The organism is Schaalia naturae (genome assembly GCF_042665795.1).
GTDB lineage: Bacteria > Actinomycetota > Actinomycetes > Actinomycetales > Actinomycetaceae > Pauljensenia > Pauljensenia naturae.
On the sequence record NZ_JBHTEF010000001.1, the window covers coordinates 1,670,996 to 1,689,719 of the forward strand.

Below are 18,724 nucleotides of genomic sequence, written 5' to 3' on the forward strand. Positions count from 1 at the left end.
GTCACCACACCTCGCGCAGGCGGTCGGCGATCTGCTCCGGCGTCGTGTCGGAGATCCACGCCGCCATCCCAGACTCGGAGCCTGCCAGGTACTTGAGCTTGTTGGGGGCCCGCAGCACCGAGAAGAACTCGAGGTGCAGGTGCAGGTCGTCGCGGAACTGACGGACGGGGGCCTGATGCCAGGCCGCGATGTAGGGCAGCTCGATCCCCATCCCGTCGGGGTCCTGGAAGAAGCGGTTGCCGGCCTGGAGCATGTGGAGATAGATGTCAGCCAGGTCCTCGCGCTCCTCGTCCGACAACTCCGGGATGTCTGCGACGGCGCGGCGCGGCACCAAGTGCATCTCGACGGGCCAGCGCGCGGCGAAGGGCACGTAGAGCACCCAGTGATCCGTCTGGGCGATGATGCGCCGACCCGACCGCAGCTCCGCGGCGAGCACCTCCCGCTCGAGGTCCCCGCCGGTGGACTCGCGGTAGGCCACCGCCTGCGTGGCCATCGTGTGGGTCTTCGGCGGGACGTAGGGGTAGGCGTAGATCTGCCCGTGGGGGTGGGAGAGGGTGACGCCGATCTCCTTGCCGTGGTTCTCGAAGCAGAAGACCTGTTCGATCCCCTCCATCGCGGACAGCTCGGCGGTGCGGTCGGCCCAGGCCTCGATGACCGTGCGCATGCGGGAGCGCGGGACCGTGGCCAGAGAGTCCTCAAGGTTCGGGGTGAAACAGATGACCTCGCAGCGCCCCGCAGCCGGGGCAGAGAAGAACAGCGGCTCGCCCTCGCACACGGAGGGGGCGGCGCCGATGGCGGTGTCCGGGGTGCGCATGAGGGAGGGGAAGCGGTTCTCGAAGACGACGACGTCGTAGTCTGTGTCGGGGATCTCCCCGTCGGAGTACGCCGCGCCCGGCCGGGCCGGGGCGAAGGGGTTCGCGCTGGCCGGCGGCAGGAACGTGCGGTTCATGCGGTGGGTGGCCATGGGGATCCACTCCCCCGTGAGGGGATCGTGGCGCATCTGCGGGCCGACGAAGGGACGCTGCTCGCCGTCCGGGCCCGTGACGGGGGCGAAACGATCGCCCAGCGGGCGGGGATCGTCCAGGCGGCGGGTCCTGGCGCCCGACACGTACTCCGGGTTGTCGTCGAAGTAGAACAGATCCCGGCCGTCGGCCAGTCTCATCGCCGTCTTGCGCACCTTCGCACCCACGTCCGGGCCCTCCTCCGACGCCTCACACGCCACAGTTCCAGCTCCATTGAGCCGCCGTCCGCGCGGTCGCACGATCGGCTGGGCACCAGTCTAGAACACCGGCATGGTTGCGTCACCATACCGGTCGTGCCGACGGGCCGGCGATCCTCCCCTCCGCGGGCTCGCCTACGATGGAGGGCCGTGGGTCCCGCCCGGGATCCCGAGCCGTCCCCGAGTCCCAGGTGGCCCATGTATCTTCCCGAACGCTCGCGCGGCCAGGAGTGGCTGGGCGTGGTCGTCGCCATTCCCGAGCCCTGGGTCACCCAGCTCACGGAACTGCGGCTGGGGCTGGGCGACCTCCAGGGCGCGCTGGTGCCCGCCCACGTCACGGTGCTGCCCCCGGTGCCCGTGCCCGCCCAGGACCGCACCCGGGTGATCCGCCACCTGCGTTCCGTCGCCCAGCGCCACCACCATTTCCGGCTCACCCTGCACGGCACCGGGTCCTTCCGTCCCCTCACACAGGTCGCGTACCTCTCCGTGGCCGAGGGGGCGCAGGAATGCCGACTGCTGGCCGACGACGTGCGCACCGGACCGCTGGACCGTCCCCTGCGCTTCCCCTACCACCCCCACGTCACCCTCGCCCAGGGCGTCGACGACCCCGCCCTCGACCTCGCTCTCGAGCTCGGCGCGGACTTCGAGGCCTCCTGGATCGTCCCGGGCTTCCGGCTGGACCGCGTCGACGAGTCCGGCATGTACTCCTCCATGGCGCTCTTCGATTTCGCCCAGGCCTGATCCGGCTTGCCCCGCGGTGCCCGAGAGGGCCGCCCGCCGCTAGGTTAGGGGGATGAGCCCTCAGCGGACGCCCCCGCGCCCGGCGCCGCGCCTGCGCGCGGCCCTCACGACCCCCGGCGTCCTTCAGCGCGCCCGCGCGGTCGCGACCTGGTGGACCGGCACCCGCGTCGCCCGGGCGCTCTCACGCTACGGCGCGCGCAACGGCGGGGTGCTCGCCTCGGGGCTGGCGCTGACGACGCTGCTCTCCCTCACCGCGGCGCTCACCCTCGCGTGGACGGTCCTCATGGCGGTCCTCGGAGCGGACCAAGAGCTCAGGGACGCCGTCGCGTCGACGGTGAACGCCGCTCTGCCGGGCCTGCTCCGAACGGGCTCGGACGCCACCGGGCTGGTGGATCCGGACTCGCTGGTCCGCTCCGACGTCTGGTCGCTCGCGGGGGCCCTCGCCCTGGCGGTGGCCGCGTGGTCCGCGATCTCCCTGGTGGGATCGCTGGCTTCCTCGATCCGCGCGATGTTCGGCGTGGTCTCGCTTCCGGAGAACGGGCTCCTCACCCTCGGCCGCAACGCGGTGGGAGCCGCGGGGCTGGCCGCCGGGCTGGCGGCGGGCGCCGGGGCGGGGATCCTCATGGACCTCCTCGGGGACTGGACCATGGACCGCCTCGGCGCCGGCATGGGAGCGGGGCGCCTGTTCATCCAGGCGGGCTCCCACCTCCTCGCGCTGGTGGTGGACGCCGCCGTCCTCCTGCTGCTCGTCCGGGTCGTGGCCGGGGTGCGAGTCCCGGGACCGGACCTCGCCTGGGGGTTGGCCCTGTTCTCCGCCGCCGCCCTGGTGCTCCGCACGCTCGGGACGGCTGCCGTGGGAGCGGTGAAGGGCCCGCTCCTGACGACGGCCGCCTCGCTGGTCACGCTGGTCCTGTGGATCCACCTGCTGGTCCGCGTCGTCCTCACCGTCTCCGCATGGATGGCGAACCCGCCAGCGGCGACGCCCGTCACGCGCCCCGCGGCCGTCCATTTCCGCGAGCGTCCGAATTACGTGACGATGACCAGCCCGCACACGCTCGACTGGCCGCACCACCCGGTCACGGGCGAGCTCCTGCCCGAGCTCCCCGACCCGGACGGCGAACCCGATCAGAGGTCGTAGTCGATGCTGAGCGGCGCGTGGTCGGAGAACCGGGCGTCATAGCTGTCCGCCCGCCCGATGCGCAGCCCCGTCGCGTGCTCCGCGAGGAGCGGCGTGGCGAACTGGTAGTCGATGCGCCACCCCGTGTCGTTGTCGAAGGCCTTGCCCCGCCACGACCACCAGGTGTAAGGCCCCTGCACGTCCCCGGCCAGGTCGCGGGTCACGTCGCGCCAGCCGGCCCCGACCCAGCCCGTGAGGAACGCGATCTCCTCGTCGAGGACGCCGGCGTGCTTGTTGTGGTTGGACGTCCAGTTCTTGATGTCGGCGCGCGAGCGGACGATGTTGAAGTCGCCGGCGACGAGGGCCTGGCGCCCGTCCGGACGCCGGGCCTCGGCCAGGAGTCCGGCCATGCGCGCGCCGACGCGCGGCAGATGCGCCATCTTCGCCTCCTCCTTGGGCGAGCCGACCTCGCCGGAGTGGAAGTAGGCGGAGACCACCGTGAGCCGGGTCCCCGAGGCGAGGTCGAGGTCCACCTCCAGCCAACGCCCGGAGTCCGCGTCGGTCTCCTCCTCGTCGAGGATCTCGCGGGTGGCGGAGACCTCGATCGCCTCCCCCGCTCCGGCGCGCACCGCCACGGCCACGCCCGCTCGCCCCTTGATCCGCGACGGCACCACGCTCAGCCGCCAGGAGCCGCCGAGGAGCTCGCGCGCGGTCGGGGCGTCGGCCCGGACCTCCTGCATGAGGAGGACGTCGGGAGACTCCCGCTCGAGCCATTGTCCGAGCCCGCGCCGCGAGGCTGCCCTGATGCCGTTGAGGTTGACGGTCGAGATCCTGGTCATGGCTCCCATTGTGCCCGAGGGGACCGGCATCTGGACCCCGACGCCGCTCCGGGTTATCGTGGAGACCCGACGACATACCCCCTTGGGGTATATGAGAAGGAGTGTCATGACCGAGAAGGAGCCGCCCACCGGCCGGATCACACACTGCGGGCCCGGCGCCTCCGGGGACGGCGCGTCCGGCGGCGGCGCACCGGCCTCCGCCGGGCCGTCCCACGCCCCGTCCCACGAGGATGACGGACACTCCCATTCGCACGGTTCGAGCTCGCGCACCCGGCTCGCCCTGGCGCTGCTCGTCACGATGAGCGTCCTCGTCGCGGAGCTCGTCGGGGCCGCGGTCTCCGGATCGCTCTCCCTGGCCGCCGATGCCGGGCACATGCTCGTCGACTCGGCGGGCCTGGTCATCGCCCTCGTCGCGGCCCACCTGATGACCCGTCCGCGCGACGACCGCCACACCTGGGGCTGGGCGCGCTCCGAGGTCGTCGCCGCCGCCCTCCAGGCCGGCATGCTCGCCGTCATCTGCCTGATGGTCGCCTGGGAGGCGGTCAACCGTCTCCTCGCCCCGACCCCGCTGGAACCCGTCCCGATGCTCGTCATCGGCATCGTCGGCCTCGCCGCCAACGTCGTCTCGCTGGGGATCCTGGCCGGCGGGCGCGGGGAGTCGCTCAACATGCGCGCGGCCGTCCTCGAGGTCGCCAATGACGCGCTGGGGTCCGTGGCCGTCATCCTCGCCTCGGTTCTCGCCCTGGCCACCGGGTGGGACGGCGGGGACGCGGTCGCCTCCCTTTTCATCGCCGCGCTCATGGCGCCCCGCGCGTTCGCTCTGCTGCGGAGGTCCCTGCGGATCCTCATGGAGGAGACCCCGGAGTCCCTCGACCTCTCCCAGGTCCGCACCCACATCCTGGCCCTGCCCGCGGTCCGCGACGTCCACGACCTCCACGCCACGACGATCGCGACCGGCGTCGTCTCCCTGACGGCCCACGTCACCGTCGACGAGGACGCCACCGAGCACGAGTGCCGCGACCTCGTCCACACCCTGCAGACGTGCGTCGCCACCCATTTCGCGGTGCCGGTGGCCCACTCGACCTTCCAGATCGACTCCCCCGGGCACCGCGACCACGAGGTCCTCGCGCACTGACCCGCGGCGGGGCGCCAGCCCGCTGGTGCGCCGAACCGTGGAGATCGATCGTTCGCCTCGCCCGGGGCCGGACGCGCCTCAAGCAGACCTCTCGGCGGCCTCCACCACGTTCATCAGCAGCAGCGCCCTCGTCATCGGGCCCACCCCGCCCGGATTCGGGGACAGCCAGGACGCCACCCGGTCGACGCCGTCCGCGACGTCGCCCTGGAGGCGGGATCTCCCCGAGGCCGTCGGCACGCGAGACACGCCGACGTCCAGGACGACGGCCCCCGGGCGCACCATGCCGGGCGTCACCAGCCCCGCCGACCCCGCAGCGGCGACCACCACGTCGGCGGAGCGGACCTTCTCCGCGAGGCCGCGCGTCCCCGTATGGCACAGGGTCACGGTCGCGTTGACCTCGCGCCGGGTCAGCAGCAGCCCGATCGAGCGCCCGACGGTCACGCCGCGCCCGATCACGCACACGTCCGCGCCCTCCAGCGAGATCCCGTGACGCGCCATGAGCTCGATGACGGCGCGCGGCGTGCACGGCAGGGGCGAGTCGATGGGGCCGCTCCCCCGCAGGACCAAGCGCCCCAGGTTCGTCGGATGCAGGCCGTCGGCGTCCCTGGCCGGATCGATCCGCTCGAGCACGGCGTTGGCGTCGACGCCGCGGGGCAGGGGCAGCTGCACGATGTAGCCCGTGCAGGCGGGATCGGCGTTCAGGCGGTCGACCGCGGCCTCGATCTCACGCTGTGAGGCGGTGGCCGGCAGGTCGATGCGGATCGACTCCAGACCGACCTCCGCGCAGTCGCGGTGCTTGCCGGCGACGTAGGCCACGGACCCCGGGTCCTCCCCCACGAGGATCGTCCCCAGCCCGGCGACGATGCCGCGGGAGCGCAGCGCCGCGACCCGCTCCCCCAGCTCGGCCTTGATGGCCGCCGCCGTGGCCGCGCCGTCGAGGACCTGGGCGGAGCCGTCCCACGGCGCTCTCACCGGTCGAGTCCGGCGTAGAGGGGATGGGCGTCGGTGAGCGCGCGGACGCGGGCGCGCAGTCCCTCGACGTCCACGGCTCCCGCTCCGGCCGCGCCCTGGATGAGCGCCGTCGCGATGATGTCGGCGACCTCGGTGAAGTCCTCCGCGTCGAATCCGCGGGTGGCCAGCGCCGGCGTGCCGATGCGCAGACCCGAGGTGACGGCCGGCGGGCGCGGGTCGAAGGGCACCGCGTTGCGGTTGACGGTGATGCCCACCTCGTGGAGCAGGTCCTCGGCCTGTTTCCCGTCCAGCGGGGACTCCACGAGGTCGACGAGGACGAGATGAACGTCGGTGCCGCCAGTCACCAGCCGGATCCCGGCGGCCCGGGCATCGGGGGAGCCCAGGCGCTCGGCGAGCCTCTGGGCGCCCTCGAGGGTGCGGACCTGCCGGTCGCGGAACTCAGGCGTCTGCGCGATCTTCATCGCGATCGCCTTGGCGGCGATGACGTGCATGAGGGGACCGCCCTGCTGGCCGGGGAAGACCGCGGAGTTGACCCGCTTCCCCCACTGCTCGCCGCGCGAGGAGAGGATCATGCCCGAGCGCGGCCCGCCGAGCGTCTTGTGGACCGTCGTCGTCACGATGTCCGCGTGGGGCAGGGGGCTGGGATGGAGGCCGGCGGCGACCAGGCCGGCGAAGTGCGCCATGTCGACCCACAGCGCGGCCCCGACCTCGTCGGCGATGTCGCGGAAGGCTTGGAAGTCCAGGTGGCGCGGGTAGGCGGACCATCCGGCGATGATGACCTTCGGGTGCTCGCGCAGAGCGACCTCGCGGACCCGATCGGGCTCGATACGCTGCGTCGCGCGATCCACCTCGTAGGCGGTGGCGTGGTAGAGCTTGCCGGAGAAGTTGATCCGCATCCCGTGGGTGAGGTGGCCGCCGTGGGCCAGGGACAGCCCCAGGATCGTGTCCCCGGGCGCCGCCATCGCCATGAGCGCCGCGGCATTGGCCTGCGCGCCCGAATGGGGCTGGACGTTGACGAAGTCCGCGCCGAACACCGCCTTCGCGCGGTCGATGGCCAGCTGCTCCGCGACGTCGACGAACTCGCAGCCCCCGTAGTAGCGCCGGCCGGGATAGCCCTCCGCGTACTTGTTCGTCAGGACCGACCCCTGCGCCTCCAGGACGGCGCGGGGGACGAAGTTCTCCGACGCGATCATCTCGAGCGTCCCGCGCTGGCGGGCGAGCTCGTCATCCAGCACGGCGCGGATCTCGGGGTCGAGCTCCGCCAGGGTCATGTCATTGAGGGAATCGCTCATGGGCTCTCTCCAGATCAGGTTCACTCACCGGTCTCCCGGGTGGAGCCCCGGCCCAGGCGGGCGGCCGCGGCGTCCGATCGATCGCTCCCCGGTGGTCCCCCACCTGTGCGCCAGTCACGACTGCGGTCAGCCTAGCGCAGCCCGCCCGGGCCGATCCTCCGGCGTCCACCGCGGAGCCCTCCCGACGAGGGCGTCGCCGCCCGCTCCCGGCGCGTCTCCGCGCCGAGGCCGCCGGTCAGCGCGAGAACACGACGGTGCGGGAGCCGTCCATGAGGACGCGGTGTTCGCAGTGCCAGCGCACGGCCTGCGCCAGGACGCGGCGCTCGACGTCCTGGCCCAGCGCCACCATGTCCGCCGTCGAGTCGGCGTGGGTGACGCGGGCGACGTCCTGCTCGATGATGGGCCCCTCGTCGAGGTCCGGAGTGACATAGTGGGCGGTCGCCCCGATGAGTTTGACGCCGCGTTCATGGGCCTGGGCGTAGGGGCGCGCCCCTTTGAAACTGGGCAGGAAGGAATGATGGATGTTGATGACGCGCCCAGCCATTTCCTCGCACACGGCCGGCGAGAGGACCTGCATGTACCGGGCCAGCACGATGAGCTCGACGCGCTCGGCGCGCACGAGGTCCAGCAACTCGTCCTCGGCGCGTTGCCGGGTGTCCTTCGTGACGGGCACCAGAAGGAAGGGGACGCCGTAGAACTGGGCGACGGGCGCCAGGTCCGGGTGGTTGCCGACGACCGCGACGACGTCGATGGGCAGGCCCTGGGAGCGCTGGCGGTACAGGAGGTCCGTCAGGCAGTGCCCCTCGCGCGAGACCATGACGACCGTGCGCAGCGGGCGGCCGGACTCTTCGACGCGCCATGTCCCCCCGAAGCGCGACCCGACCTCGGCCATGCCCGCCTCCACGGGACCGCGCCCGGATGGGGAGTCGGCCTCCACCCGCATGAAGAACAGCCCCGAGTCCGGATCGCCGAACTGCTGGGACTGGATGATATTGCCGTCGACCCCGGTGACGACGCCGGAGACGGCGTGCACGATGCCGGGCTGGTCGGGACAGGACAGCGTGAGGATCAGCTGCTCGGAGCCAGAGGCGGCCGATGCCGGGGCGGGAGTCGTCATGGCGCACAGAGTAGGCGGGCGGGAAGGAGCCGGGCGCCGGATGCTCGGCCCGCGAACGGCCCCGCTGCGCCCCCTCGCCGGCGCGGCGGGCGTCTGGCGGGCTATGCTGGGACCGCATCGAGCCGACGGGGCCGCTCCGAGGAAGCGCGGCACCCGCCTCACGAACCGATGGGCGAAGAGGTCCAGGTATGCCGCAGCCCCAGAGGATTGTCCCGTCGCCCAGCGGCATCCCGCCCGCGAGCGCGCGACGCGCCGGCCGTGGAGCGTCGCCGAGGGCCGTCGAGGATCCCCTGGTCGTGGCCATCGACTGCTCGACATCCGCAGCCAAGGCCGTCGTCGTGGCCCGCAACGGAGACGTATGCGCCTCGGGCAGACAGCCGATCCCCCTGCGCACGCCGGGGATGGACCGCTATGAGCAGGATCCCGCCGACTGGTGGGCGGCGGTCCGCGCGGCAGTCGACGAGGCCGTGGCGAAGGTGCCCGGAGACGACCGGCGCCGCATCGCGGCGATGTGCCTCACCCATCAGCGCGAGACGTTCGCGCTGCTCGACCGGGACGGGGCCGCGCAGCGCCCCGCCATCCTCTGGCTCGACTCGCGGGCTGGCGACCAGATCCGCCGCCTGGGATCGCCGCACGTCCATGAGTTGTCCGGAAAACAGCCGGACACGACCCCGGCGCTCTACAAGATCGCGTGGATCGCGCAGAACGAGCCGTCGAACATCGAGCATGCCGAACGCATCGTCGATGTCCATGCCTTCCTGGCCCACCGGCTCACCGGGCGGTGGGTGTCCTCGACCGCGAGCGCCGACTCGCTGGGGCTCTTCGATGTGCGGCGCAGGACCTGGGCCCCGGAACTGCTGCGGCTCGCCGGGCTGCGCCCCTCCCAGATGCCCGGGCTCGCAGAACCGGGGGCGCCGATCGCTCCGATCCGACCGGAGCTGCAGCACCGTTGGGGGCTTGCGGACGGCATCCCCCTGATCGCGGGGCTCGGGGACGGCCAGGCGGCGGGACTCGGGGCCGCGGCCATCCGGCCCGGCATTGCCTACCTCAACGTGGGGACCTCCATCGTCTGCGGGGTGCACGCGTCCGGCTGCCTCCTCGGCAGCGCGTACCGCACGCTCGTCTCCGGCATCCCCGGCCGCTACGTCCTCGAGTCGGTCCAGAACTCCGGTTCGGTCCTGCTCAACTGGTTCCGTGAGGAGCTCGGGGACCCGGGTCTGGGCGGATCCGTCGATCCGGACCTCGAGCGGGAGGCGTCCGCTGTCGCCCCCGGCAGCGAGGGGCTGATCACCCTGCCCTACTGGAACGCCGTCCAGACCCCCTTCTGGAATCCCTTCGCACGGGGGGCGATGATCGGGTTCGGCTCGGGGCACACCCGCGCCCACGCCTACCGCTCGCTCATGGAGGGCATGGCCTTCGAGCTCTGCTCCAACCTCGAGAGGATGGCCGACGACCTCGGCCACCCGGTCACGGAGCTCCACGCGATGGGAGGCGGATCGCGCTCGGCGCTGTGGCGGTCCATCCTCGCCGACGCGACAGGCCTCCCCCTCATCCTCTCCTCGGTCGCCGAGGTGTCGGCGCACGGCGCGGCCGTCCTCGCGATGGCGGCAGTGGGCGCCTACCCGAGTGCGGAGGCGGCGGCGGAGGGGATGTGCCATCGCGGGGAGAGGACCGATCCGGACCCCGGCCGCGCCGCCGAGTACCGGCGATGGCACGCGATCCAGCGCGAGTTTTACCCCGCGGTCAAGGACATGTTCGAGCGCATCCGCCTCACAGCGGGCCCGGACGCGTGACGCCTACCGCATGCCTCCGAAGAACTCCTCGAAGGGCATGTCGATGGGGGCGTCCTGCTCGACCACCCGGTACAGGTGGCGGCAGAGGGGGAAGTCCGACGCGCCGACGAGTCCGCGCTCCGTCAGCCGCTCCAGCGCCGCGCCGATCACGCTGATGGCGTGGACGCCCTCCAGCGTCACGCCCTTCATCAGGCGCCCGCGCACCTCGGAGAACGGGATGCCTGCGCCGACGTAGCGTCCGGCTCGGACGTTCCTCCCGCCCATCGAGGTGACGAACATGTCGCCGACCCCTCCCAGTCCGTCCGCCGTCTCCGGTCTGCCCCCGAGCATCGAGACGAACTGCCGGATCTCCTTCTGCCCCTCGGCGAAGACGGCGGCCCCGTAGTTGAAGCGCCGGTAGCGCGCCTCCGCCTCTCCCTCGCGGTCGAGCAGGCCCTGGCCGAAGCCGGCGGCGAACGCGTAGATGTTCTTGACGGCGGCCCCGACCTCGTGGCCCACGAAGTCGGTGGAGGTCCACACGTGGTAGTAGGGCGTGCGGAAGAGATCCGCCAGGCCGTCGAGTGAGACCTGGTCCTCCCCGCAGAAGACGACGCAGGTGTCGCGGTGCACCGCCACCTCTCCGGCGATCGAAGGGCCCACGACCGCAGACCATGTGACGCCGTCCGCGACGTCGGCGGGCACGAGGGACCTCATGACGTCCGGCAGGATGCGCAACGTCCCCTCGTCGTCGGCCTCCATCCCCTTGGTGATAGAAAGGACCCGCATGCCCGGTCGCAGGAGGCGGGCGAACTGGCGGCCGGCCCAGTGCACGCCGAACGAGTTCACGCCGGACATCGCGACGTCCGCCCCCTCGAACGCCCGGGGCGCGTCCTCCAGCTGGTATGCCCGGACGGCGGGGTTCACCGCCAGTCCGAGGCCCGGGTGCACCCCCGTCCTCTGGAGGGAGTCGATGAGGTCCCGGTCCAGATGCGTCCCGACCAGGCGGACGTCGTCCCCGTTCTCGGCCAGCGGGAACGTCAGGGCGCTCGCCATGATCCCCGCTCCGAGAACCGCCACGGTCGTCATCTCACCGCTCCGTTCTCGCCGGCGCCGCCTGGGCCTGGCTCTCCGACAGGGCCTCACGCTGGATCCCCTTCAGCCGGTGCATCACGTCGTCCTCGCGGCCCATCAGGAAATACAGGTGGCGGTAGAGCTCCCAGAGGCGGTCGTACCGGCGGGAGGCCTCCTCGCGGGGGACGTAGGCCCGCTCGCGCACGCCGCCCATCGCGTCGGCGGCCGCGACGACGGTGGGGTAGGCCCCCGCCGCCACCGCCGCGAAGATCGCCGAACCCAGCGCACCCGCCTGGGCGACCGTGGCCACCGAGATGGGCCGCCGCGTGATGTCCGCGTACATCTGCATGAGGAACGGCTCCTTGAGCAGTCCCCCGGCGGCCCGGATCTCGTCGACCGGCACGCCATGGGATTCGAAGTTCTCGATGATGACGCGGGCGCCGAAGACGCAAGCCTCCATGAGCGCCCGATACTGGTCCTCCGGCCTCGTCTGCAGGGTCTGGCCCACGATCATGCCGGTGAGCTCCGCGTCCACCAGGATCGAGCGGTTGCCGTTGAACCAGTCAAGGGCGAGCAGTCCGTTCTCGCCGATCCCCTGCCTCGACGCGCGCTCGCCCAGCAGCTGGAACTCGCTGATGCCGCGCCGGCGCGCCTCCGCCCGGTAGGACTCCGGCAGGCTGCGGTCGATGAACCACTGGAACGTGTCGCCCACCGAGCTCTGGCCGCCCTCATACGCCCACAGGCCCTCCGCCACGCCCCCGTCGACCACCCCGAAGATCCCGGGGACGCTGCGCAGGCGCTCGGCCTGGACGATCCAGCACACCGAGGTGCCCAGCACCCCGGTCAGCTGCCCCGGACGCACCGCGTCGACGGCCGCCGCATGGACATGCGCGTCGATGTTGCCCGCTGCCACGGGCGTGCCCGGGCGCAGACCCAGCGTCCGCGCCCAGGTCGCGGTCAGTCCTCCGACCCTGGACCCCAGAGGCACGACGGGGTGGCGCATCTTGTCCTCGAAGACACCGCCGAACTCCCGGTTCACCGACTCCAGGAACTCCCTCGACGGGTAGCGACCGTCCTGGTACATCCGTTTGTATCCGGAGTCGCCCGCGGCGTAGACCAGATGGCCCGTCAACTGCCACGTCAGCCAGTCTGCCGCATCGACGATCTCCGAGGCCGCGCGATAGACCTCCGGCGCCTCCTCGAGGGTCTCCAGGGCCTTCGGCAGCAGCATCTCCGCCGAGAGGGTCCCGCCGTAGCGCTCCAGCCACCCCTCCCTCCTCTCCCGAGCGGCTGCCACGATGCGCTCCGCCTGCCGGCTCCCGCCGTGGTGCTTCCACAGTTTGAGGTAGGCATGCGGGTTCGTCCGGAACCCGGGCGTCTCACACAGGGGCGTCCCCCGGGAGTCCGTCACGAGGACGGAGGCGCTCGTCGCATCGAGCCCGATGCCGACGATGTCCTGGGGGTCGACGTCCGATCCCGCGAGGGCGCCGCGCACGGAGCGCCGCAGGGCGTCCAGATAGTCGGCCGGCTCCTGGAGCGCGAAGTCGGGCGGCAGGTCCCGGCCGTCCGCCACATCGAGGCGCTGCGCCATGACGCCATGCGGGTAGTCGGCGACCGCATCCGACACGACGGTTCCGTCCTCGATGCTCGCGATCACGGCGCGCGCCGAGAGGGTGCCGAAATCGATGCCGATCACGTGGCTCATGGCCGTCCCCCCGCGACGTCGGCGGACAGGGTGCCCTCCGCTGCCCCCGGATGCCGGTGCCTGCCCCAGTACCCGGCGGGGCCGAAGAGGCGGTTCACCACGGCGGTGAGCTCCCCCAGGTCCGCCAACAGGTCGAGGACCGTGTAGCGCGGGCGGATCATCTGCGCCTTGAAATGCGTGAGGCGGAAGCGGTCCCATTCGATCCGGATCGCCTCGGGATGGGAGGGGGCGCCCGCCTCGCGCAGGTGTTCCGCCGCCTCGTCCGGAGTGAGGAGCTGCGGCGCGCATCGCGCCGTGATCGCCTCCCAGTGGCTGCGGATCACCTGGATGCGCTCGCGCAGACGGTCGCCCTGCAGGTTCTTCCCGACCGCGTGGGGGACGGACTCGCCGGCGATGCGCGGCTGCAGGAGCATCCGCACGCGTTCCTCGACCTCCGCGTCGCTCGGGGCGCGCGCGACCCGGGCATCCACGTCGATGGAGCCCACATCCAGCGCCAGCGCCTCCTGCCACAACGCGCAGGAGGCGACGGTGCCGACGCCGACCTTGAACCCGTGGGAGAGCGGCGGCTCCCAGTCGAGCCCGTGCCCCTCCATCTCCCACACATGGGAGAACTGGTGGCCGGCACCCGATGCCGAACGCGAGGACCGCAGCGCCTGCATGGCCAGGCCCGACATGATGTTCCCCTGGGCCAGCGCCGCGACGGCCTGCGGATCCGCTCGGCCGACGCGCCGGGGCTGCGAGAGCGTCTCGCGCAACGGCCCCTGGACGAGCTCCCACACGGGGGCGACGATGGGCTCAATGCCCAGCTCGTCCGCGAGGATCCAGTCGGCCCCCGCCGGGATCTTCTCGATCAGGTCGCCGTAGCCCGTCGATGTCAGGCGCTGCGGGGCCGCCGCCATGATGTCCGTGTCGGCGACCAGGCCGGCAGGGGCGGGGCACGGTCTCGTGATCTTGAAGCCGTCGCGCGAGATCGACGCGCCGTACGCCGTGTACCCGTCCACGGAGGCCGCAGTGCACACATGCATGTAGGAGCGCCCCAGCTCGGCCGCGGCGAGTTTCGCGATGTCGTTGAGCGTGCCGGACCCGATCGAGCACACGGCCGCATCCGCGCGGGGCCGCAGGAACTCGCGCAGCTTCTCGACCTCCGTGTAGTCGCCGTAGAGGGTCGGCCTGCCCGGGAGCACGTACGGGTCCCCCATCGGCACGCCCGCTTCGCGCAGCGAGTGCCCGACGGCGGCCCCCGCGGCGCCGAAGGTGTTCTCATCGGCGACGATCTGCGCCCGCTTGCCGGGAAAGAGCCTCGCGAACATCGCCCCGGCGCGATGCACCGCGCCTGGGCCGAACTCGATCGCCCTCGTCTCCGTCGCCTCGCGCAGTGCCTGATCGATAGCCTCGCTCATCGAGCGGTTCTCCTTCTCTCCGGGCAGATCACTCCCGTCCCTGGGCGATCAACCGGCCGGCCCGCTCCCGCGCGGGCCGCCCATAGGCGACAACGTAACATCCAGAGTGTGATTTGTCACGGAATTGGTGACAGCATCGGCGCCGTCGGCGCACCGCATACGAGAGCCCCGCCGCCCAGGTTCGTGGACGACGGGGCCGGGGGACGGCCGGACGACGGATCCGGCCGCGCGCCTCACTTGATGAAGCCGAGCGCCTTGACGGCGTCGTACTCCTCGCGGAGCGCCTCGATGTTGTGGTCGATGCCGGCGCGCGTGGCGTCGGAGATCTCCAGGCCGTCGACGACGTGGTACTCGCCGTCGGCCGAGGTGACCGGGAACCCGAAGGACAGGCCCGCGGGCACGCCGTAGTGCGATCCGTCCGAGTAGACGCCGGCGGTGACCCACTCGCCCTCGGGAGTGCCGTGGATCCAGGAGTGCATGTGGTCGATGGCGGCGTTGGCGGCGGACGCGGCCGAGGAGGCGCCGCGCGCGGCGATGATGGCCGCGCCGCGCTTGGCGACGGTCGGGCGGAACTCCTCGGACAGCCAGGCGTCGTCGACCAGGTCGGCGGCGGGCCTGCCGGCCACCGTCGCGTAGGAGACGTCCGGGTACTGGTCGGCGGAGTGGTTGCCCCACACGACCACGTTCTTGATGTCGGACACGGCCGCACCCGTCTTGTGCGCCAGCTGGGAGATCGCGCGGTTGTGGTCCAGGCGCATCATCGAGGTGAAGCGGTCGGCCGGGACGTCAGGCGCCGCGTTCTGCGCGATGACCGCGTTCGTGTTGGCCGGGTTTCCCACGACCAGGACACGCACGTCATCGGCGGCCCCGGCGTTGATGGCCGCGCCCTGGGGCCCGAAGATGCCCGCGTTGGCCTCCAGCAGGTCCGCGCGCTCCATGCCCTTCGTGCGCGGGCGGGCGCCGACCAGATAGGCCACGTTCGTGCCGGAGAAGGCCTTGGCCGCGTCGTCGAAGATGTCGATGCCGGACAGCAGGGGGAAGGCGCAGTCGTCGAGTTCCATGGCGGTGCCCTCCGCGGCATGCACGGCCTGGGGGATCTCCAGCAGGTTGAGCTTGACGGGGACATCCGGGCCGAAGAGCTGGCCGGAGGCGATGCGGAAGAGCAGAGCGTAGCCGATGTGCCCGGCGGCGCCGGTGACGGTGACGATGCGGGGGTCTGCCATGTGAGGAACTCCTTGGTGGTTGTTCCGCGACGCCGAACGGCGCCGCCTGTTCGCCCGACGTCCACTCCGTCGGACACGACATGCCCAGCCTAGGTCAGCGGTTCGCGCTCGGACAGGGATGCCAGTCCCAGATATCCGCCCCCCGCAACGTGACGTACGCAATACCATGAAGCGGACGGTCAGGCGGACGGGCCCCGGAGGGGCCGGAGGACGGGACACGATGGGCCAGAAGAAGGACCGGCGCGAGGCCGAGCAGCGGCGCAGGGCGATCGACCGCGCGAAGAAGGCGGTGAAAAAGGCCCGCAAGGACCGGGAACGCCGGGATCAGGCCGCCCGCGAGTCCGCCAGCGACGTCGAGGACGTCACCCGAATGTGGGACCGCGACCCCCGGGGGATGCTGGCGGCGAGCCCCGAATTCTCGCTCGCCGCCCTGGCCCGCGACGCCACCCCTGGGTGGCAGGCTGGGCGGGCCGCCGGCGAGCGCGCCACCGTCCGACGCTGCGAGCTGCTGTCCGAACAGCAGGAACGGCTCTTCGCAGCCGCTCGGGGCGGGGCCACGGACAGCGTCCTCCTGATCCTCCAGGGCCTGGACACCGCGGGCAAGGGCGGGATCGTCCGCCACGTCGTCGGGCAGGTGGACCCCCAGGGCGTCCAGCTGGCCGCCTTCAAGGCGCCCACCGAGGAGGAGCGCTCCCACGATTTCCTGTGGCGCGTCCGCCCGCATCTGCCCCGCCCCGGGTTCATCGGGGTCTTCGACCGCTCCCACTACGAGGACCTCCTCGTGCCGACCGCGCAGGCTCTCACCGGGCACGCGGACGAGCACGGCCAGACCTGGACCGTGCCGAGGGAGGAGCTCGACCGCCGCGAACGGGACATCGCCCGCATGGAGGCGGAGGCCGCGCGCTCCGGCACGCGCGTCGTCAAGGTCTGCCTGATGGTGTCCTACGAGGAGCAGGGGCGCCGCCTGCGCGAGCGGCTGGACCGGATGGGCAAGCAGTGGAAGTTCTCCGACTCCGACCTGGACACCCGCGACGACTGGGCGCACTACCAGACGGCCTATGAGGAGGTCCTGCGCCGGACCTCCACGCGCGTCGCCCCGTGGTACGTCGTTCCCGCCGACCGCAAGTGGTACGCGCGTCTGGCCGTCACCGAGATCCTCGTGCGCACCCTGGCCGAGATCGACCCGCAGTGGCCCTCCGCCACCGTGGACGTGGAGGCCTCGCGCACCCGGCTGGACCGGACGATGACGCCCGAGGCGCTGCGGGCCTGGTCGCGGGAGAAGGCGGCGAAGGAGGACCTCTGGATCGCCGACGACGAGGCCATGGCCTTCGCCGTGGACACCCTGAACGCCGACTCCCGCTCGGACGCCGCCCTGTCCTGAGGCGCGCCCGGCCGGGAGGGGCGTCCCCGCCCGGTCCACCGCCCGTCGCTCACACCCGATGGCCCCGGTAGTACTCGATGAGCCCGCGCGTCGAGGAGTCCTGCCCGGCCAGCACGGCGGTGTCCCCGGCGATGGCGGGGACCAGGTCCCTCGCGAGTTTCTTGCCCAGCTCGACGCCCCACTGGTCGAAGGAATCGATGCCCCACACCGCCCCCTGGACGAAGGTGATGTGCTCGTAGAGGGCGATGAGCTGGCCGAGCACCGACGGCGTGAGCGCGGGCGCCATGATGGAGGTGGTCGGCCGGTTCCCCGTGAACACCCGGGCCGGCACGACCGCCTCCGGAGTGCCCTCGGCGCGGACCTCGTCGGCTGTCCTCCCGAAGGCCAGGGCCTTGGTCTGGGCAAAGAAATTCGACAGGAACAGCTCATGGACGTCGGCGTCCCCGTCGCGGGTGCCCCAGGTCGGAGTCGCGAAGGCGATGAAATCGGCCGGCACGACGCGCGTGCCCTGGTGGATCAGCTGGTAGAAGGCGTGCTGCCCGTTGGTGCCGGGCTCTCCCCAGAAGACCTCGCCGGTGTCGTAGGACACGGGCGTCCCGTCCCAGCGCACGGACTTCCCGTTGGACTCCATGGTCAGCTGCTGCAGGTAGGCGGGGAACCGGTGGAGATACTGGGAGTAGGGCAGCACCGCGTGGGTGTCCGATCCCAGGAAGTTCCCGTACCAGACGTTGAGCAGCCCCATGAGCAGCGGCACATTGTCGCGGGGCGCGGCCGTGGCGAAGTGGCGGTCGATCGTGTGGAAGCCGCCGAGGAACTCCTCGAAGCGCTCCGGTCCGATCGCGACGGCCAGCGACGTCCCCACCGCGGAGTCCACCGAATAGCGCCCGCCCACCCAGTTCCAGAAGCCGAAGGCGTTGGCCGGGTCGATCCCGAAGGCCGCCACCTTGTCCAGCGCCGTGGACACCGCCACGAAGTGCCGGGCGATCGCCGCCGCCTCGCCCGCCGCGTCGCCCTCGTCGAGGAGCCCCCGCGAGCGCATCGCCCCCAGGAGCCACTCGCGCACGACGCGGGCGTTCGTCAGGGTCTCCAGCGTGGTGAAGGTCTTCGAGGCGACGATGACGAGGGTGGTCTCAGGGTCGAGGTCCCGGGTCTTCTCGGCCGCGTCGGTGGGGTCGATGTTCGAGATGAAGCGGCAGCTCAGCCCCGGCGCGACGAAGGGCCGGAGCGCCTCGTAGGCCATGACGGGACCCAGGTCCGACCCGCCGATCCCGATGTTGACGACGGTCCGCACCGGTTTGCCACTCGCCCCGGTCCACTCGCCGCTGCGCACGCGGCGGGCGAAGTCGTAGATCTTCGCCAGCTCCGCGTGGACCTCGGCGACGACATCCGCGCCGTCGACCTCCAGATGATCCTCGGAGGGCCGGCGCAGCGCGGTGTGGAGGACGGCGCGGCCCTCCGTGACGTTGATCCGCTCGCCCTCGAGCATCCGGTCGCGGTGGTGGAGCACGTGGGTCTGCTCGGCCAGGGCGAGCAGGTCCTCCAGCACCGCGTCGTCGACGAGGTTCTTCGACAGGTCGACGTGCAGGTCCCCGGCCTGGCGCGTCCAGCGGGCGCCGCGGTCGGGGTCGGCGTCGAACCAGGCGCGCAGGTCGGGGTCGAAGGCGTCGGCCCGGGCGTCCAGCGACTGCCACGCCCGGGTGGTCGTCGGGTCGATCGGGGGGAAGAGTGCTCATCTTTGTG

Annotated in this window: 15 protein-coding genes and 1 riboswitch; of the genes, 5 read left to right on the top strand and 10 right to left on the bottom strand. The window is 72.0% G+C overall.

Annotated features, from left to right (window positions below; translation table 11 throughout):
* Position 1: 1 nt before the first annotated feature.
* On the bottom strand, positions 2–1,162 hold the full coding sequence (gene galT / locus ACFQWG_RS07435; RefSeq protein ID WP_380976281.1) for a galactose-1-phosphate uridylyltransferase: 1,161 nt from the start codon (positions 1,160–1,162) through the stop codon (positions 2–4).
* Between the two features lie 255 nt (positions 1,163–1,417).
* Here galT and ACFQWG_RS07440 point away from each other — a divergent pair, with 255 nt between their 5' ends.
* A complete protein-coding gene (locus ACFQWG_RS07440; RefSeq protein WP_291495656.1) occupies positions 1,418–1,960 on the top strand; it encodes a 2'-5' RNA ligase family protein in 543 nt (180 codons plus the stop codon).
* 52 nt (positions 1,961–2,012) lie between these two features.
* Positions 2,013–3,098 carry a YihY/virulence factor BrkB family protein gene (locus ACFQWG_RS07445; protein WP_380973828.1) on the top strand — a complete coding sequence of 362 codons (1,086 nt, stop codon included), beginning with the start codon at positions 2,013–2,015 and terminating at the stop codon, positions 3,096–3,098.
* Here ACFQWG_RS07445 and ACFQWG_RS07450 read toward each other — a convergent pair.
* Positions 3,086–3,916, bottom strand: a complete 831-nt coding sequence (locus ACFQWG_RS07450) for an exodeoxyribonuclease III (protein ID WP_380973831.1) — start codon at positions 3,914–3,916, stop codon at positions 3,086–3,088. The two genes, ACFQWG_RS07445 and ACFQWG_RS07450, sit on opposite strands and share 13 nt — an antisense overlap.
* 106 nt (positions 3,917–4,022) lie before the next feature.
* Between ACFQWG_RS07450 and ACFQWG_RS07455 the strand changes: the two genes are divergently transcribed.
* Positions 4,023–5,051, top strand: a complete 1,029-nt coding sequence (locus ACFQWG_RS07455) for a cation diffusion facilitator family transporter (protein WP_380973835.1) — start codon at positions 4,023–4,025, stop codon at positions 5,049–5,051.
* A 78-nt stretch (positions 5,052–5,129) separates the two neighbouring features.
* Here ACFQWG_RS07455 and ACFQWG_RS07460 read toward each other — a convergent pair whose 3' ends face one another.
* The 3 genes from ACFQWG_RS07460 to purU form a co-directional block, all read right to left on the bottom strand.
* On the bottom strand, positions 5,130–6,023 hold the full coding sequence (locus ACFQWG_RS07460; protein WP_380973838.1) for a bifunctional methylenetetrahydrofolate dehydrogenase/methenyltetrahydrofolate cyclohydrolase: 894 nt from the start codon (positions 6,021–6,023) through the stop codon (positions 5,130–5,132).
* Positions 6,020–7,315, bottom strand: coding sequence for a serine hydroxymethyltransferase (gene glyA / locus ACFQWG_RS07465; protein WP_291495668.1), 1,296 nt, complete (start codon positions 7,313–7,315; stop codon positions 6,020–6,022). Before glyA ends, ACFQWG_RS07460 begins: the two co-directional genes overlap by 4 nt.
* A 43-nt stretch (positions 7,316–7,358) precedes the next feature.
* Positions 7,359–7,443: riboswitch (ZMP/ZTP riboswitch) on the bottom strand.
* A 107-nt stretch (positions 7,444–7,550) separates the two neighbouring features.
* On the bottom strand, positions 7,551–8,432 hold the full coding sequence (purU, locus tag ACFQWG_RS07470) for a formyltetrahydrofolate deformylase (RefSeq protein WP_380973841.1): 882 nt from the start codon (positions 8,430–8,432) through the stop codon (positions 7,551–7,553).
* Positions 8,433–8,728: 296 nt separating this feature from the next.
* On the opposite strand from purU, the gene ACFQWG_RS07475 reads away from it, so the two are divergent.
* On the top strand, positions 8,729–10,225 hold the full coding sequence (locus ACFQWG_RS07475; RefSeq protein WP_380973844.1) for a xylulokinase: 1,497 nt from the start codon (positions 8,729–8,731) through the stop codon (positions 10,223–10,225).
* 3 nt (positions 10,226–10,228) lie between these two features.
* Here the strand turns inward: ACFQWG_RS07475 and ACFQWG_RS07480 are convergent, their stop codons facing one another.
* From ACFQWG_RS07480 to ACFQWG_RS07495, 4 genes are all read right to left on the bottom strand, one after another.
* Positions 10,229–11,290 carry an NAD(P)H-dependent glycerol-3-phosphate dehydrogenase gene (locus ACFQWG_RS07480; protein ID WP_380973847.1) on the bottom strand — a complete coding sequence of 354 codons (1,062 nt, stop codon included), beginning with the start codon at positions 11,288–11,290 and terminating at the stop codon, positions 10,229–10,231.
* A 1-nt stretch (position 11,291) separates the two neighbouring features.
* Entirely contained in the window at positions 11,292–12,980 is a 1,689-nt protein-coding gene (locus ACFQWG_RS07485; protein WP_380973850.1) for a ribulokinase, read from the bottom strand.
* Complete coding sequence (locus tag ACFQWG_RS07490) at positions 12,977–14,380, bottom strand: sn-glycerol-1-phosphate dehydrogenase (RefSeq protein ID WP_380973853.1); 1,404 nt, start codon at positions 14,378–14,380, stop codon at positions 12,977–12,979. Before ACFQWG_RS07490 ends, ACFQWG_RS07485 begins: the two co-directional genes overlap by 4 nt.
* 233 nt (positions 14,381–14,613) lie before the next feature.
* A complete protein-coding gene (locus tag ACFQWG_RS07495; protein ID WP_380973856.1) occupies positions 14,614–15,603 on the bottom strand; it encodes a malate dehydrogenase in 990 nt (329 codons plus the stop codon).
* Positions 15,604–15,823: 220 nt separating this feature from the next.
* Here ACFQWG_RS07495 and ACFQWG_RS07500 point away from each other — a divergent pair, with 220 nt between their 5' ends.
* Positions 15,824–16,984, top strand: a complete 1,161-nt coding sequence (locus ACFQWG_RS07500) for a PPK2 family polyphosphate kinase (RefSeq protein WP_380973858.1) — start codon at positions 15,824–15,826, stop codon at positions 16,982–16,984.
* Between the two features lie 49 nt (positions 16,985–17,033).
* On the opposite strand, the gene pgi is transcribed toward ACFQWG_RS07500, so the two are convergent.
* Positions 17,034–18,698, bottom strand: coding sequence for a glucose-6-phosphate isomerase (gene pgi, locus ACFQWG_RS07505; RefSeq protein ID WP_380976283.1), 1,665 nt, complete (start codon positions 18,696–18,698; stop codon positions 17,034–17,036).
* Positions 18,699–18,724: the final 26 nt, after the last annotated feature.